The sequence below is a fragment of the Azospirillum sp. B510 genome (assembly GCF_000010725.1).
Taxonomy (GTDB): Bacteria; Pseudomonadota; Alphaproteobacteria; order Azospirillales; family Azospirillaceae; genus Azospirillum; species Azospirillum lipoferum_B.
Genome location: NC_013858.1, coordinates 265,302 through 280,189 on the forward strand (window position 1 = coordinate 265,302; position 14,888 = coordinate 280,189).

12 protein-coding genes and 2 tRNA genes are annotated in these 14,888 nt (G+C 66.5%); 7 read left to right on the plus strand and 7 right to left on the minus strand.

Translation table 11 applies throughout. The annotated features are described in order from the left end of the window. Positions 1-53: 53 nt before the first annotated feature. Complete coding sequence (locus AZL_RS28535) at positions 54-551, minus strand: YchJ family protein (RefSeq protein ID WP_042446092.1); 498 nt, start codon at positions 549-551, stop codon at positions 54-56. 181 nt (positions 552-732) lie between these two features. Here AZL_RS28535 and AZL_RS28540 point away from each other — a divergent pair, with 181 nt between their 5' ends. The 4 genes from AZL_RS28540 to lhpI all read left to right on the plus strand — a co-directional run bounded on the left by AZL_RS28540 (position 733) and on the right by lhpI (position 3,980). Then, on the plus strand, positions 733-1,398 hold the full coding sequence (locus AZL_RS28540) for a ribonuclease HII (protein ID WP_012977867.1): 666 nt from the start codon (positions 733-735) through the stop codon (positions 1,396-1,398). Positions 1,399-1,487: 89 nt separating this feature from the next. Then, positions 1,488-2,570: a site-specific DNA-methyltransferase gene (locus AZL_RS28545; RefSeq protein WP_012977868.1), complete on the plus strand. Its 1,083-nt coding sequence runs from the start codon at positions 1,488-1,490 to the stop codon at positions 2,568-2,570. Between the two features lie 86 nt (positions 2,571-2,656). Then, a complete protein-coding gene (locus tag AZL_RS28550) occupies positions 2,657-3,040 on the plus strand; it encodes a dihydroneopterin aldolase (protein WP_042446334.1) in 384 nt (127 codons plus the stop codon). 37 nt (positions 3,041-3,077) lie between these two features. Continuing rightward, positions 3,078-3,980, plus strand: coding sequence for a bifunctional Delta(1)-pyrroline-2-carboxylate/Delta(1)-piperideine-2-carboxylate reductase (gene lhpI / locus AZL_RS28555; protein ID WP_012977870.1), 903 nt, complete (start codon positions 3,078-3,080; stop codon positions 3,978-3,980). 72 nt (positions 3,981-4,052) lie between these two features. Here lhpI and AZL_RS28560 read toward each other — a convergent pair whose 3' ends face one another. Together AZL_RS28560 and AZL_RS28565 are read right to left on the minus strand one after the other, a co-directional pair. After that, positions 4,053-4,631, minus strand: coding sequence for a hypothetical protein (locus AZL_RS28560; RefSeq protein WP_173380530.1), 579 nt, complete (start codon positions 4,629-4,631; stop codon positions 4,053-4,055). A 163-nt stretch (positions 4,632-4,794) separates the two neighbouring features. Next, positions 4,795-5,982 carry a hypothetical protein gene (locus tag AZL_RS28565; protein WP_012977872.1) on the minus strand — a complete coding sequence of 396 codons (1,188 nt, stop codon included), beginning with the start codon at positions 5,980-5,982 and terminating at the stop codon, positions 4,795-4,797. 303 nt (positions 5,983-6,285) lie between these two features. Between AZL_RS28565 and AZL_RS28570 the strand changes: the two genes are divergently transcribed. The 3 genes from AZL_RS28570 to AZL_RS28580 all read left to right on the plus strand — a co-directional run bounded on the left by AZL_RS28570 (position 6,286) and on the right by AZL_RS28580 (position 7,362). Continuing rightward, positions 6,286-6,361 (plus strand) — tRNA-Asn (locus tag AZL_RS28570). Positions 6,362-6,365: 4 nt separating this feature from the next. Continuing rightward, positions 6,366-6,442, plus strand: a tRNA-Asp gene (locus AZL_RS28575). A 173-nt stretch (positions 6,443-6,615) separates the two neighbouring features. Continuing rightward, positions 6,616-7,362 (plus strand): glucose 1-dehydrogenase, encoded by a 747-nt coding sequence (locus AZL_RS28580; RefSeq protein WP_012977873.1) that lies wholly within the window; start codon positions 6,616-6,618, stop codon positions 7,360-7,362. Between the two features lie 17 nt (positions 7,363-7,379). On the opposite strand, the gene AZL_RS28585 is transcribed toward AZL_RS28580, so the two are convergent. From AZL_RS28585 to AZL_RS28600, 4 genes are all read right to left on the minus strand, one after another. After that, positions 7,380-8,177 carry a phytochelatin synthase family protein gene (locus AZL_RS28585; RefSeq protein ID WP_148219704.1) on the minus strand — a complete coding sequence of 266 codons (798 nt, stop codon included), beginning with the start codon at positions 8,175-8,177 and terminating at the stop codon, positions 7,380-7,382. A gap of 188 nt (positions 8,178-8,365) precedes the next feature. Beyond that, entirely contained in the window at positions 8,366-11,518 is a 3,153-nt protein-coding gene (locus AZL_RS28590) for a carbohydrate-binding domain-containing protein (RefSeq protein ID WP_012977875.1), read from the minus strand. Between the two features lie 185 nt (positions 11,519-11,703). Then, entirely contained in the window at positions 11,704-12,192 is a 489-nt protein-coding gene (locus AZL_RS34915) for a glycosyltransferase (RefSeq protein ID WP_148219705.1), read from the minus strand. Positions 12,193-12,589: 397 nt separating this feature from the next. Next, positions 12,590-14,761, minus strand: coding sequence for a M48 family metallopeptidase (locus tag AZL_RS28600; protein ID WP_148219706.1), 2,172 nt, complete (start codon positions 14,759-14,761; stop codon positions 12,590-12,592). Positions 14,762-14,888: the final 127 nt, after the last annotated feature.

Sequence of the window (14,888 nt, forward strand, 5' to 3'; positions counted from 1 at the left end):
TTTTTGTGCGGGTGCGGCGGGACGACTCCGCCGCGACTCACGGCCTGAACCGGTCAGGCGCCGTGGCACTTCTTGTATTTCTTGCCGCTGCCGCAGGGGCAGGGATCGTTGCGGCCGACCTTGGGGCCGCTGCGCGGGCGGGCGCCCAGCTGACCCTCGACATAGTACCAGCGGCCGTCCTGATGGGCGAAGCGGCTGGTCTCATGGTGGGTCATCGGCTTGCCGTTCATGCTGAAGCGGGCGACGAACTCGACGATCCCCTCGTCGTCGCCGGGCTGGCCGCCCTCGGCCGAGCGGATCTCCACCCCGGTCCAGACGCTGTTCTTCGCCCAGGTCTCGATCTCTTCCCGGTTGAAGTCGTCGCGGGTGCTGGGCAGCAGCGTATCATGCAGATAGTCGATATTGCCGGTGGCGAAGGCCGAATAGCGCGAGCGCATCAGCGCCTCCGCCGTCGGGGCGGGCATGCCGGCCAGATAGGGTCCGCAGCAGGCGTCCAGCGGCCTGCCGGAACGGCAGGGGCAGTCGGCGGCGGTCTGGGTCGTGTCGGTCATGGCCTGCTCTCGGGTGATGGCTGGGCGGGTGATGGCGGGGCGCATCCATAGCGCAGCCGCGCGCCGCTTCTCAAGAGGCTGGTTGACGCGAATGGCTGCAAACCGGCCCGGTCTTGCGCCGGGACTCCGGCCCGGTTATCAAGCCGCCCCATTCCATCCCCGTCCGGAAGGCCGCCCGCCGATGCCCGCCAAAGCGCCCCGCAAAGCCGCCATCCCCCGGCAGCGCCCCGACCTGTCGCTGGAGGCCGGCTTCGGCGCCGGCCGCCGGGTCTGCGGCATCGACGAGGTCGGGCGCGGCCCGCTCTGCGGCCCGGTGGTCGCCGCCGCCGTGGTCCTGCCGGCGGAGGGCTTGCCGCCGGAGATCGCGGCGCAGATCGACGACAGCAAGGCCGTCACCCGCCGCCTGCGCGAGGAGATCGAGCCGGCGATCCGGGCCCATGCGCTCGCCTTCGCCATCGCCGAGGCGTCGGCCGCCGAGATCGACGAGCTGAACATCCACAGGGCGACGCTGCTGGCGATGAGGCGGGCCTATGAGGCGCTGCCGGGGGTGCCGCCCGACGCGGCGCTGATCGACGGCAAATTCACCCCCGACATCGCGTGCGAGCGGGTGGCGGTGGTCAAGGGCGACAGCCGCAGCCTGTCCATCGCCGCGGCCTCTATTCTCGCCAAAGTGGCGCGCGACAGCGAGATGTTGCGGTTGTCGGCGGTGTATCCCCACTATGGATGGGACCGAAACGCCGGATATCCGACACCGGAGCATCTGGACGCCCTGACCCGCCATGGTGTCACGCCGCATCACCGAGTCAGTTTTGCACCAGTGAAACGTCAAAAGGCGCTAAGCGGCTGACCCGCCGTCACTTGGCGAAGAAAGCTGTTGACGGCGACTCGGCCGCGACTCATTGTCCGGCCAAGTTCCAGTTCTTTGCCGGTCGTGAAATGCTCCCTGAAAACCGTATCCTGGTCGGCGATTGCATCGCTCTCATGAACGATCTGCCGCCCGCGTCGGTGGATCTCGTCTTCGCCGATCCGCCCTACAACTTGCAGTTGGGTGGCGAGCTGCTGCGGCCGAACCATACCCGCGTCGCCGGGGTGGATGACGAGTGGGACAAGTTCGACGATTTCGAGGCCTATGACCGCTTCACCCGCGACTGGATGACGGCCGCCCGCCGCATCCTGAAGCCGGAAGGCTCGCTGTGGGTGATCGGCAGCTATCACAACATCTTCCGCGTCGGAGCCACGTTGCAGAATCTGGGATTCTGGATTCTGAACGACATCGTCTGGCGCAAGACCAACCCGATGCCGAACTTCCGCGGCACCCGCTTCGCCAACGCGCACGAGACGATGATCTGGGCGGCCCTCGACAAGGACGCACGCTATCGTTTCAATTACGACGCGATGAAGAACCTCAACGAGGATCTTCAGATGCGCAGCGACTGGCTGCTGCCGATTTGCAGCGGCGGCGAGCGGCTGCGCGACGAGGAGGGCAAGAAGACCCACCCGACGCAGAAGCCGGAATCGCTGCTGTACCGGGTGATCCTGTCCTCGTCGCGTCCCGGCGACGTGGTGCTGGATCCCTTCTTCGGCACCGGCACCACCGGGGCGGTCGCCAAGCGGCTCGGCCGCAAATGGATCGGGCTGGAGCGCGACGACACCTATGTCAAGGCCGCCCAGGCCCGCATCGACGCGGTGGAGGAGGCGCCCGACACCGCCATCCTCGACACGCCGCCCAAGCGCTCGGCCCCGCGCATCCCCTTCGGCTGGGTGGTGGAGCGCGGGCTGCTGCGCCCCGGCTCGACCCTGTTCGACCAGCGCCGCCGTGTCGCCGCCCGCGTGCGTGCCGACGGCACGCTGATCGGCTCCGGCCCGCGCGGCGACCATCGCGGCTCGATCCATCAGGTGGGGGCGGCGATGGCCGGGCTGCCGGCCTGCAACGGCTGGACCTTCTGGCATTATGAGGAGGGCGAGGATCTGCGCCCGATCGACGTGCTGCGCGAGCGCATCCGCTCGGAGATGCACTGAGTCCATCCCAGATCTGTCCGTCCGGCATGGACGGCGCCGGACGGCGGCTTGGCAGCGGTGGCGCCGCCGTGCTAGGGCTGTCGCCCATGAACAAGCTCTTCGCCACCGTCACCGCCCCGGTGCCGCGTTCGGCCCCGGCGACGCTGTCCACCCGTTGTTTCGTGCGTGATCTGGTGATGGACGCGCTGATCGGCGTTTATGCCCATGAACGGCTGAAGCCCCAGCGCATCCGCCTGAACCTGGATCTCGAGGTGATCGCTCCCGGCGTCACCGGCGAGGACATGGCGACCATCGTCAAGGGCGTGGTCACCCAGGGCCATGTCACGCTGGTGGAGACGCTGGCCGAGCGCATCGCCGCGCGCTGCCTCGCCGATGCGCGGGTGACGGTGGCCAAGGTGCGGGTGGAAAAGCTGGACGTCTTCCCCGACGCCGCCAGCGTCGGCGTGGAGATCGAGCGCGCCCGCGCCTGACCCCGCCCCCCTCCCTTCCAAGAGGAAGCCGCCGCCCGTGTCCCCGCTCGCCGTCCTCACCGCCGACCAGACCGCCGACCGGCTTCCCTTTCCCGCCCTGTGCGACGCCGTCGCGGCGGCCGCCCGCGACTATGCCGCCGGCCGCATCACCAGCCCGGAACGGCAGGTGCTGCCGCTGGCGGAAGGCGGCGTGCTGCTGTCGATGCCGGCGACGGCGGCGGACATCGCCATCCACAAGCTGGTCAACGTCACGCCCGGCAACGGTGCCCGGGGATTGCCGACCATCCACGGCGTGGTCAGCGCCTTCGATGCCGTGACCGGCGCCCCCCGGCTGATCCTGGACGGGCCGACCGTCACCGCGCGGCGCACCGCCGCCGTGTCGATGCTGGCGATCCGCAAGTTGGCCCCGGCCCCGCGTCATGTGGCGCTGCTTGGCGCCGGCACCCAGTCCGCCGGCCATGTGGCGGCGCTCGCGGCGCTCCATCCCGGTATCCGCATCGACATCCACAGCCGCAGCCTCGCCAGCGCCGCCGCCTTCTGCGCGGCGCAGGAGGGGCAGGGGGTGGAACTGCGTCCGATGAACGGCCCGGTCGATCCGGCCGCCGGGGTGGTGATCGCCCTGACGACCAGCCTGTCGCCGATTTATGACGAGACGCCGCGCCCGGACCGGCTGCTGATCGGCGTCGGCGCCTTCAAGCCGGAGATGGTGGAGTTCGGCCCGGCCGCCGTCCATGGCAGCGATCTGTTCGTCGACGACCCCGCCGGCGCCCGCCACGAGGCCGGCGACCTCATCCAGGCCGGGGTGGAGTGGAGCGGCGTCAAGTCGCTGGTCGACGCGCTGGACGGCCAGGCGACCGATGGGCGCCCGCGCCTGTTCAAGAGCGTCGGCTGCGCCGCCTGGGATCTGGCCGCCGCGCGCTGCGCGTTGGGGCAGGGCTAGAGCGCGATCGCTTCAGACGGAATCGTCTGAAGCGTGAATCGCACGGAAAATCGAAAGGCTAGAGTCGCTGCCTCACCGACGCAGCGGCGCCGCGCGCTTGACCAGCCGGCGGTCCATGTCGGTGCTTTCCACCGTCGGTTCGCCCAGGCTGCGCAGGGCGAAGGCGAAGGTGTCCATCACCCGGTCCAGCACGATCTCCTGGTCGTCCGGGCGGCGGCTGACCGACACCACGGCATAGCCGGCGGCGCGGGCCACCGCCGGATCACCGCGCAGGCCGCGCACGCCCCAGCCCGCCAGCGCATCCTTGCAGCGGAACAGCTCGGCGGCGAAGCCGCCCGCCGACTGGGTGCGTCCGACCACATAGGCGGCGGCGACCGCCAGCGGCGCCAGCAGCCCGTCCCAGTCCAGGCAATCCTCGCGCCCGACCCACACTCCGCCGACCGAGCAGGCGGCGGGACCGATCGCCTCGCCGATCCCGGTGCGGAAGGCGCGCAGGGTCGCGACGGCTTCGGCCGCCGGCATCGGCTCCACCCGCCGCCCCTCCGGCATCAGCATCAGCCGGCCCGCCCATTGTGACGATGGCGGCAGCTGTTCGGTCAGGCGTGCGAGCAGCGCCTCGCGGGCGGCGGCGAAGGGGACGACCTCGGACATCGGGGCCTGCGGCGATGGTGGGAAGGCGAGGGCGAGAAAAAGCCCGAGAAGCACCGGAATGTCAAGGGCAAGCCAATGGTTGCGACTTTTGGTCGTGTAACATCCCGCCGGCATCCGGCAAACGGGATGCTCCGGCCCGCGTCAACGCATGGCGGCGGAAATGTCAAACCACGGTATCGGTCCGCGCGCCCTCGATCGTGGAAGAGGCGGGGGAGACGCCGGACTTCAGCGATCGAGTCAGCGCTTCGAGAACAGCGTCCTTTTCGGTGGCGTCCTTGCTGGTGGCAGTGCCGGCGCCGGCCGCTGCCGCTCCCGTGGTTGCTGGCAGCGGCTGGAGGGCCGGATAGTCCTGACGGCTGTATGTGGCGTTCGCATTGGCCTTCAACAGGGCGACCATCGGGTCCTCCTCCCCCGTCTTCTTGGCGTTCATCGCGCTTGCCGCTTGCCATGCCGCATCCAACTGGGCTTTGCCATCGGAATAGCCGGGAGGCAACCTGTCGGTGGCGGCCTGCTTGGACTGGGGCAGGGCGGGGGGCCGCTGCAAATCGGGGATCCCGTTGAAATCCGTTTCCGCGGCGAACGCAGTCGCGGCATCCCGATAAGCCGCCGGCCGGAATCCGGCATTGAACAGTTTCTCGACGGCTTTCGAATCTGACGGGGAGAATATCGCCGGATCGTCTTCGCCGGAAAATATGTCCGAATGGCGGAGGTTGTTGCCGAGGCGCCGCATCATGAAATTGCCATCGACCTCCTCCCCATCCTTCATGACCTTCTCGTCAAGGGGGCCATAGCTCTGAACGAAGTTTTTTTTATGATCCTCCAAGGCTGCGGTCATTTCCTTTAAGAGAGAGCCGCTTGCAGCCGGTATGCTTTCACCGGAATTGTCATTATTTACTTTTCCCATTCTCTTAAGGAATGAATCGGATATGCGCGCTTGCTCGGCATTGAATCTCATTTTATTATCACTGATAGATCGAATTTTTTCACCGACCTCGATTTCCTCCTGGGTGCGCGGCGCTTCCCTGAAGTATCGATTCTGAACCGCCTCCTTGGCGATGCCGCGAAGCCCCTTGACCACATCATCGGCCGTCAACACCCCCGCCTTGACGGACTCCTCCAGCATGCTGCGCGCCTTGCCATCCAGCTTTTCGAAGACCTTGGCGGCCACGCCGGTCAATGCCTTGCCGAGGGGACTGACGTCCACGCTGTCGGCGGCTTCGGCGGACGGTGGCGAAAACGCGGAGGCGACCAGGCTCTTGCTCTTGCCGACCGCCGCGCCCACAGGCTTCCATGTTCCCGCCTGGCTGGTGGCGGACAGAGCTGAGAACAGGCTGCTTGCGTTATGAGACATGGAGGTCTCCTGGTTTGGCGGCGGATGGGGGTGCTGACGGAAATGACAAATCCTTATGGGGGTTCATACTGTATGTATATTCTCCATAATGAATCATTAATTCCATCAGATGCCGCTATAAATGGTAAAATGCTTCGATGCCTATGCATCTTGAGGATGCCGGCCCGCTGCCGTTTCCGCCTTCGACAATCCTGCTGTCAGGTCGACGATGACGGCGGTTCACTCCGATCTCCAAAAAAATGCGAGGCTTTGCGTTTTTCCGCTTGCCAGGGTCCGTCAACGTTTTTATAAAGCGGCCTCCGTTCCCGGTTAGCTCAGTTGGTAGAGCAGCGGACTGTTAATCCGCTTGTCGCTGGTTCGAGTCCAGCACCGGGAGCCATCGCGCGGGTGTAGCTCAGTTGGTTAGAGCGCCGGCCTGTCACGCCGGAGGCCGCGGGTTCAAGTCCCGTCACTCGCGCCATTCTCCTCATGGTATCCAAATCGACGCATCGGCTGATCGCGACTGCCCCACCGGGCGGCTTCGCGCTATCATGCGTTCTTCGCCGCGTTCACGATGCGGCCGATGGCGCCGGTTCCCTGTTGTACGGGTGCCCGCGCGCCCAACGGCCGCGCACAGCCGGGGAGGAACCGCTCATGCGTTTGTCTGACAAGGTCGCCGTCGTCACCGGTGGCGGATCGGGCTTCGGCGAGGGCATCGCCCGCCGTTTCGCCGCCGAGGGGGCCCGCGTCATCGTCGCCGACCTGGACGAGGCCGCCGCCGGCCGCGTCGCCGACAGCCTGGGCGAGACGGCGCTCGCCGTCCGCGCCGACGTGGCGGTTGGCGAGGATTACGAGGCCATCGTCTCCGCCGCCCTGGGGGCGTTCGGACGGCTCGACATCCTGATCAACAATGCCGGCTACACCCACCGCTACGGCTCGATGCTGGAGGTCGACGAAGCCACCTTCGACCGCATCTATGCCGTCAATGTGAAGTCGCTCTATCACGGCGCCATCCATGCCGTGCCGGTGTTCCGCGCCCAGGGCGGCGGCGTGATCCTGAACATCGCGTCGACCGCCGGCCTGCGGCCGCGGCCGAACCTCACCTGGTACAATGGCTCCAAGGGGGCGGTGATCACCCTGACCAAGTCGATGGCGGCGGAGCTGGCGGCCGACAATGTCCGCGTCTGTGCCATAGCACCGGTGGCGGGTGAGACCGGCATGCTCCACCGCTTCATGGGGCAGGACACGCCGGAGCGCCGGGAGCAGTTCCTGCGCAGCATCCCGCTCGGCCGCCTGTCGACGCCGGATGACATCGCCAACGCCGCACTCTATCTCTGTTCCGACGAGGGATCCTTCCTGACCGGCGTGTGCCTGGAGGTCGATGGCGGGCGGTGCATCTGAGGGGCCGGCGGTATCGTTCAGCCAGACACCCGGCGGGCGCGGACACGGATCAGGCCGCTGCCCTCGGGATCGCCATGGTCCGGCTTCAGCATGGCTTCCAGCAGCCGGGCGTCGCTGGTCCAATAGGGCACGTACCAGCTGCGGTCGGGGTCCATCACCAGCGCACGCCTCGTCGCGGCGTCATAGGCGCCCAGCGGGGCGATGTGTCCGACGCCGACATCGCCGGTCAGCGTGCCCTGGTCGAAGGCCAGCAGGATGATGTCGTCGGCGCTGCGCTCGTTATCGATCAGGATGCGGCGCAGTTCCGCCAGCGTGGCGGGGGAGGTGTCGCGCGGGCGCCAGACCTCGACATCGGCGTCGATGCCGTAGGCGCTCAGGCTGCGGCGGACATAGGTGATCAGCTCGCCGAAGGAGATGCCGTCGCCATCGTCGTCGGTGGCCTCGCGCCAATGGTCGTCGTCCAGCCGGTCCAGCAGCTGCTTGGCGGTGACCAGCCGTTCCGATGCCAGCCCCGGCAGCCCGCGCAGCGCGTTCAGCATCATCGTCACGCTGGCCACGGAACAGGCGGCGCCGGTCGTCTGCGGCACGTAATAGGGGCTCAGCGCCCAATAATCCGGGGCGGGGGTGGTGCGGAGATAATCGGTGGCGCGGGTGATCGGCAGCGCGTCGGGGCCGAATTTCGGCTTGCGGTCGTCGGCGACGCCCTGGGCCAGCGCCGATCCGGCGGTGAGGGCGGTCACCAGCAGGAGGCCGGCTCCCAGGGTTCTCGCCGCCGCGGCCGCCAGGGCTCCCGCGTTCCACTTCGCTTGCGTCATCGGAAAGGGTCTCGGTCTGTCCGGTCGTGGATGAGAATGCGTCGCGTTCCTTCCGGGCCGCGGCGCAGCAGGCATATGGTGCCGGAACAGGCGGGAGCCAAGCAGGATGCGCATAAACATGCATGGCGCATCGGGGACGTACCCCCGATGCGCCGGAAGAGCAGGTCCGGACAGGCCGGATCGCGCGGTCAGACGCCGTCCCAGAAATGCTCCAGCCCGACCTGGGCGACGCCGTCGGCGCCCATCTTCGTCCAGGCAAGGTCGTGGATGCCCATGGCGAAGGCCGGAGAGGTGGCTTGCAGCGAATAGTCGCCCCAATAGGGGTTGTTGAACATCGGCTTGCCGATCACGTCATGGTCGCCATATTTCGGCACGTTGTAGACGAGGTTGTTGTCGATGACGAAGTCGTTGGCGCTCAGCAGCTCGATATAGTCGTCGAGCGGCAGCGTCCCCATCACCACGTTCTTGGTGATGGTGTTGTTGTGCGGGTCGCCGGCGGGCCCATGCACCGGCTGCCATTCGATGCGGATGAAGTCCTCCTTGTTGCTGGCGATGACCGCGAAATTGTTGGTCACGACGTTGTTGTCGCCGCCATGGATCTGCACCGAGGCCCAGTCGGCGTCCTTGATGAAGTTGTCCTTGACGGTGATGCCGCCGGCCATGTCGTCGAGATAGATGCCGAAGCCCTTCTGGCCGGGCATCCAGGCATCCTGGGCGTTGGTGGCCAGACCGTTGGCATGTTCGATCCGGTTGCCCTGGATGATCATGCCGGTATCGACGCTGGAGCGGCCCAGGATCTCGATGGCGCCGCCGTCGGCGGTCTCCAGGCCGGTGTGGGAGATGGTGTTGAACTGGATGATGTTGTTGTGGTTCACCGTGTTGGTGGTGCCGCCGTAATCCTTGAACGAGATGCCGTAGCGGGCGCTGTGGTCGATGTCGTTGTTGGAGATCAGGTTGTTGTCCACCCCGGTGCCGATGATGCCGGCCACCGCCTTGTGCACCTCGCCGATGTTGCTGATCGTGTTGGCGTAGATGCTGTTGCCGTTGCTGCGGCCGTCCATCTCGATGCCGTTCTCGGCCAGATGGTTCAGGCTGTTGTGGGCGATCTGGTTGTTGGACGAGCCCGAACCGAGATGGATGGCGGTGCCGACATTCAGAAAGCTGTTGTCGCTGATATGGTTGCCGCTGGCCTTCAGCAGGTCCAGGGCGTTGCCGCCGGTGGTGGTGTTCTTGAAGGTCAGCCCGTCGATGGTGACGTCGCTGGCGCCGTTCAGCCGGACCAGCGTCCCCAGCCGCGGCACCTCCACGCCCGAGGAGGCGAAATTGGAACTGGCGGCCTTGTACAGCAGGGAGCCGTCGCTGGTCCGCCAGGCGAACTCGCCGGCCTGATCGACATAGGCGGGGTTGTTCAGCAGCTTGTAGGTGGTGCCGTCGGCGAAGGGCAGGGAGGCCCCGTTCTTCAGCGTGATGGTGTGGGTGGCCGCATTGAAACCGGCGATGCTGGTCAGCGTGTCGCCCAGCCGTTCGGCATCCATGATCTGGATCAGCGTGCCCGGCTGGATGTCGGTGGCGGTCACCTCGCCGCCGTGGGAGCGGATGGCCCAGCCGCTGGGTCCCCCCGACGCGGCGTCGGCGAAATGCCAGCCGCTGGTCACGTCGGCGCTGTCATAGGCGTATTTCTCGGCCAGATGCTGGCGGACGTCGCCGACGATCAGGTCGAGGTTGCTGGCGGTGGCGAGCTTGGCCGAATAGAGGCCGTCGCCCTCGCTGGTGAAGCTCTTCACCACCTCGCCGCCGCTCAGCACCGGCTTTTCGCCCGGATAGTTCTGGAAGCTGTGGCCGTTGTCGAACGCCGTCAGTTCCAGCGTCCTGGTCAGGTGATAGGTGCCCTCGCGGACATAGGTGGTGTCGATGCCGTGGTCGGCGCGCATGGCGGCCTGGGCCTTCTCCAGGCTGGCGAAGGGACCGTCGGTGCCGTCGGCGTTGGGGGCCGCCAGCTTGCCCGACCAGCTGTCCTTGCCGTTGGCGGCGACATAGAAGGCCGGCTTGGTCGGAGGGGTGGGGGGCGTCGTCGGGATGGACGGGGTATCGCCGAACAGGTCGGCGCCGGCCTTGACGGTCAGGGCGCCACCCCAATAGAGACCTTCCTGGCCCTTGACCACGTCCTTGCCATCGACCGCCCCCTTGTCATAGGTGACGATGCTGTCGGTGGCGGCGACGCTATGGCCGTTGATCGAGACCGATTTGACGAACAGGTTGCGGTCGACGCCGTTCACGGTGGCGTCGTTGTCGTACCAGACCTGGACCGTGTGGGCTTTGGTCGGATCGATGTCGGTGGTGAATTTGTAGGCGGTGGAGGTCGCGGCCGCCTTGGCGTCGCCGATCACCCGCCCGTCGACCAGCAGCTTGAAATGCGCCGCCTGCCCGCCGGCCGAGGTGCCATGGGCGTCGACGACGATATCCACCGACTTGGAGGGCGGCGGCGGGGGCGGCGGAACATAGGGTCCGCCGAAATACTCCTCCGGCACGCCGAAGGTCAGGGCGCCGCCCCAATAGAGCCCTTCCTGACCGGCGACGACGAATTTGCCGTCCACCGCGCCCTTGTCGTAGGAGGCCATGTCGGAGGTCGCCGCGATGGTCTGGCCGTCGATGTTGATCGACTTGACGAACAGGTTGCGGTCGACGCCGTTCACGGTGGCGTCGTTGTCGTACCAGATTTGGATCTTGTGGGCCTCGTTCGGGTCCACCTTGGCGGTGAAGCTGTAGTCGGTGGGGGAGGTGGCGCTGACCCAGGCGTCGCCGACCACCTGGTCATCGACCAGCAGCTTGAAATGGGGGGCCTGGCCGGCGGCGCTGACGCCATAGGCGCTGACCTTGATGGTCGTGGTCATGACGGAGGCCTGCTCACCGTCCGGAGCGGTGGCGGTGGACGAGAAGTAGGAAGCGGGCAGCGGCACGTTCAGCGCGCCCGGCCAGAGCATCTCCGTCTGGCCGGCGATGACGTTGAGCCCATCGATCTTGCCGGTGTCGTATTTCACCGACTGGTCGATCGACAGGATGGTCTTGCCATTCACCTCGAACGACTTGACGAACAGGTTGCGGTCCTCCCCGTTGACCGTGTCGTCATTGTCGTAGACGAGTTGCAGCGCGTGCGCCTTGTCGGCCGGCACGGTGGCGGTGAAGACGTAACGCGACTGGGTGGCGGAGGAGACGGTGGCTTCCCCGATGCGGGCGCCATCCACAAGCAATTGGAAATGCGGCCATTTTCCGCCGGCGGGCGTGCCCCAGGCATTGACCGCGAAGGTGACCTGGATCGTACCGTCGGTGTTGGTGGTAGCCATTTTGGAACTCCGCTTTATGGGTATCGCCTTGTTCCGCAGGCTCGTCTCTTAGGCTTAATCGGGTACTAACACTTATGGTTAGGAAATTATGAATGAGGGGGTTTCCCGTGGCATTGATGAGACAAAAAAGAGTTCCAGGATTTTCAATAGAATCACGGAAAAATGAAAATTCCGACACTCGATCGCTATGGACAGTCCCTGATCGGCAATTTTTTCCCAATCACCCGGAGCCCTGCCCTTCCCATTTGATGAGAAAGGGCAGGGCATCGTCGGACGGTCCGGTTTTTGGCTCGCTGACTTGAGAGGGAATCCTGTCGTGGGTGGCTTGGATTTCCGTGCGATTCCGCGCGATGTTCATATGCCACGCGGGCTCCGTGCCCAGTGATGTGCGCGGTCACGATGCAGCCCTCGCGCTCATCGGTGAAGAGGTCGCGGGCGCCGATGTGCTCCGAGGCTATCACCGGGCAGCCGCAGGCCATCGCCTGGGCCATGACGTATCCGAAACCATCTTCCAATGATGGCAACATCAGGACGCTGGCGCGCGACACCTCACGCTTGACCTCCGACCAGGGCTGACGCCCCAAACGTTCCAACGGCTCGACCGGATAGCGCTTCAGAAGAATCTCGCCCTCGGGGGAGGTCGCACCGACCAGCACCAGCCGAGCGTTCGGCAAGGAGCACTATTTTAGCTTTGCGCCTACAACACAAAGACACATAATGTATATTATGGAAATAAATATAGGAGGATTGCTCATGTCAGGAACGTCAGATATCTAACCGCTCTGCGCGTTTGATCCCTGTTGCTGACAGGCTTACCCTGAGGCTGTCAGCAACGTGCCAGGTGCGTCATGCACCTTCAGCGTATCGTGATGCCTTCGGGCTTGGTCAGTTGGACGGCTTTCGACGGCCACGGTGGGTGGTTCCGGAAATTCCAGGTGTCGCCTGACAGAAACGCGCCGGCAAATGGGGGCCGGGTAGCAACGGAACAGAAACTCCGATTGAGGCGGAATGGCTGTACGGAAATCCTCTCTGCGAAGGTTTCCGCACATCCGCTCTTGCGGGCGCCGTCGGTCAGGCGCCCTCACTCTCGCTGGCAAGCCGGCGGCGGGCATAGGCGGCGGACAGGTAGCGGCTCAGCAGCGCCTCGAAATCGACCGCTTTCAAGCCGCGGATGCCCATCGCCTCCAGCACCACGATCCGTTTGCGCCGGTTCACCTTGTTGTAGATGGAAAAGCCGATCCGGTTGGGCAGCGGCGCCTGCTCGTGCAGGGCAAGCACCAGCGCCAGCCGCTGCGACGCCGTCACCCGCATCGCGGCGACGTCGGTCCAGGCGATGCCCTCCCGCAGCCGCGACGACATCAGCGCCTCGGGGGTGAGGATCATCAGCGGCGTCTTCGTCTTGTGGCGGATCCAGGCCGCATAGAGCAGGGCGCTCACGGCCCCGGCGGCGGTCAGCACCGCGATGAAGGTCGCCGTCGCCGGATCATGGCCAATGCCGAGAGCCGGCGCGAAGAAGAGGACGCCGATGGAGAAGGCGATGAACAGGGCCGCGATGAGGGCCATGGCCCAGATCATCGGCCTGCCATTCTCGTAAAGCACCGTGTGCTCCGCCGGGATGGCGGCGGCGGCCATCTCCAGCTCTTCCCGGCTCAGCCGGTGGGCCTGACGGGCCTCGTCCAGGAACGCCGCGGACAGCGTATGGCAAAGGCCGGTCCAATCGGCGAACAGCCGATGCGGCAGGTCGGTGTCCTCCGTCGCCGGTCCGCGGGCGGCGCGGGCCAGCAGGCGCTCGTCGAGCGGGACGCCAAGGGTGCTGATCCGCAGGGCGGTCGGCGGATGACGGTCGGTCGGGTGGGGCTGGCACTCCTCGATGCGGGCGGCGGGATCGGGCACACCATCCCCGGCCCGGCGCAGGATCTCCGCCACCAGATCCGGTGCGACCGTGTCGGGGGAGGAAAAGGCGTCGTCCAGCGTCCCGACGATGATGGGGGCCAGTGCGGCGGTGCGAAGCAGGGCGAGGGGCACGCTCTCCGGGCCGCTGACCAGACTGCTCCGGCGGTCGGCCTCCAGTTCGCGCTGCCGCGCGTGCTGGGCCACGGCGAGATCGAAACTCTCCAGCGTGTGGAAGCCGAGGTGCAAGGCGGGGGTGAGCACGAAGCCGCCGCTGCCGCCGCGCTCGCCGAGCGCGGTCATGGTTCGCCACAATCCGGCATGGATCGGGGCGAAGCGGCGGCTGTAGGCGGTGTCTCCACCCGAGAAATGGGCCAGTTCATGCCCGATGACGGCGGCCAGTTCGGTCTCGCCGATCAGCGGCAGGTAGGGGGCCGGCAGGTGAAGGGTCCGGCCGGACAGTATTTTCTCCTCCCCGCTCGGCCGGACGGGCGCCTCGGTCACGAAGAAGCCCTCGGTCAGTCCGATCAGGATGCTGTCCGGCATCAGCGCCTCGTGCCGGGCCGCCAGATCCTCGACGAAGCGCCACAGGCCGGGCGCCTGCTCGCGGTCGACCACCACGCCACGGACGTCGAGCGGTTCCATGGTGTAGAGGTTGAAGACGCGGCGCATGGCGATCACCGCCGTCACCGCGCTGTAGGCGGCGAAGACGGCGAGCGCCACGCCGACGCCGAACAGCTTGACACTGCCGGTGGACAGATGGTCCCAGAACCACAGGCCCGCCGCTTCGAACAGCGAGGCCGAGATGCCGGAAAGGCTGAGGCCGACGAGCAGGCCGGCGAGCGTGAAGGGCAGGAGCCGCCTCAAGCGGTCGAAGCTCCGCACCAGGGCATCACGCGACCCCCGTGCCCGCGACGCCGCGATCCGGGCCGCCAGCAATCCGATGAGCCCGGCGAGGAAGGCCAGCAGTCCGCCGGCCATCGTGCCCCAGCTCAAAGGGTAGCGGATCACCGAGACCTCGACGCCCTCCTCCACCGTGCCGATGGCGCTGCGGACGCGGGCGACGGCCAGGGAGACGACCATGCTGGTGCCGCCCGGCCCGCCCATGGTCACGACGGCCGACGGAGTCTTGGCCTCGATCCGCTGGAGTTGGGCAAGCGTCTCCGGCAGTTCCTGCGCCGCCTGCCGGTACTCGTCGCGCGTCGCGGCACCACGCCGCTCCTGCCAGACCCCGAGCGCCACCAGCGCCAGCGGAACGATCAGCAGCCAGACGACCAGAGCGACCCCCGGCGAAAGACGAAGAATACGGCGGCCGGGCCCGGCTGCATTGCTTGAAAGGATTGTGCTCGCCACGCCCGGATCTCCTTCATCGACGCATCGGGCCGGAGGATCGCGCAGGGCGCGCATCGAAGCCAGACGCCCGGAAGGGGTAGCGATTTCAGGTCATGCTCCTCCGCCAAACATGGATATGACCCTGAAT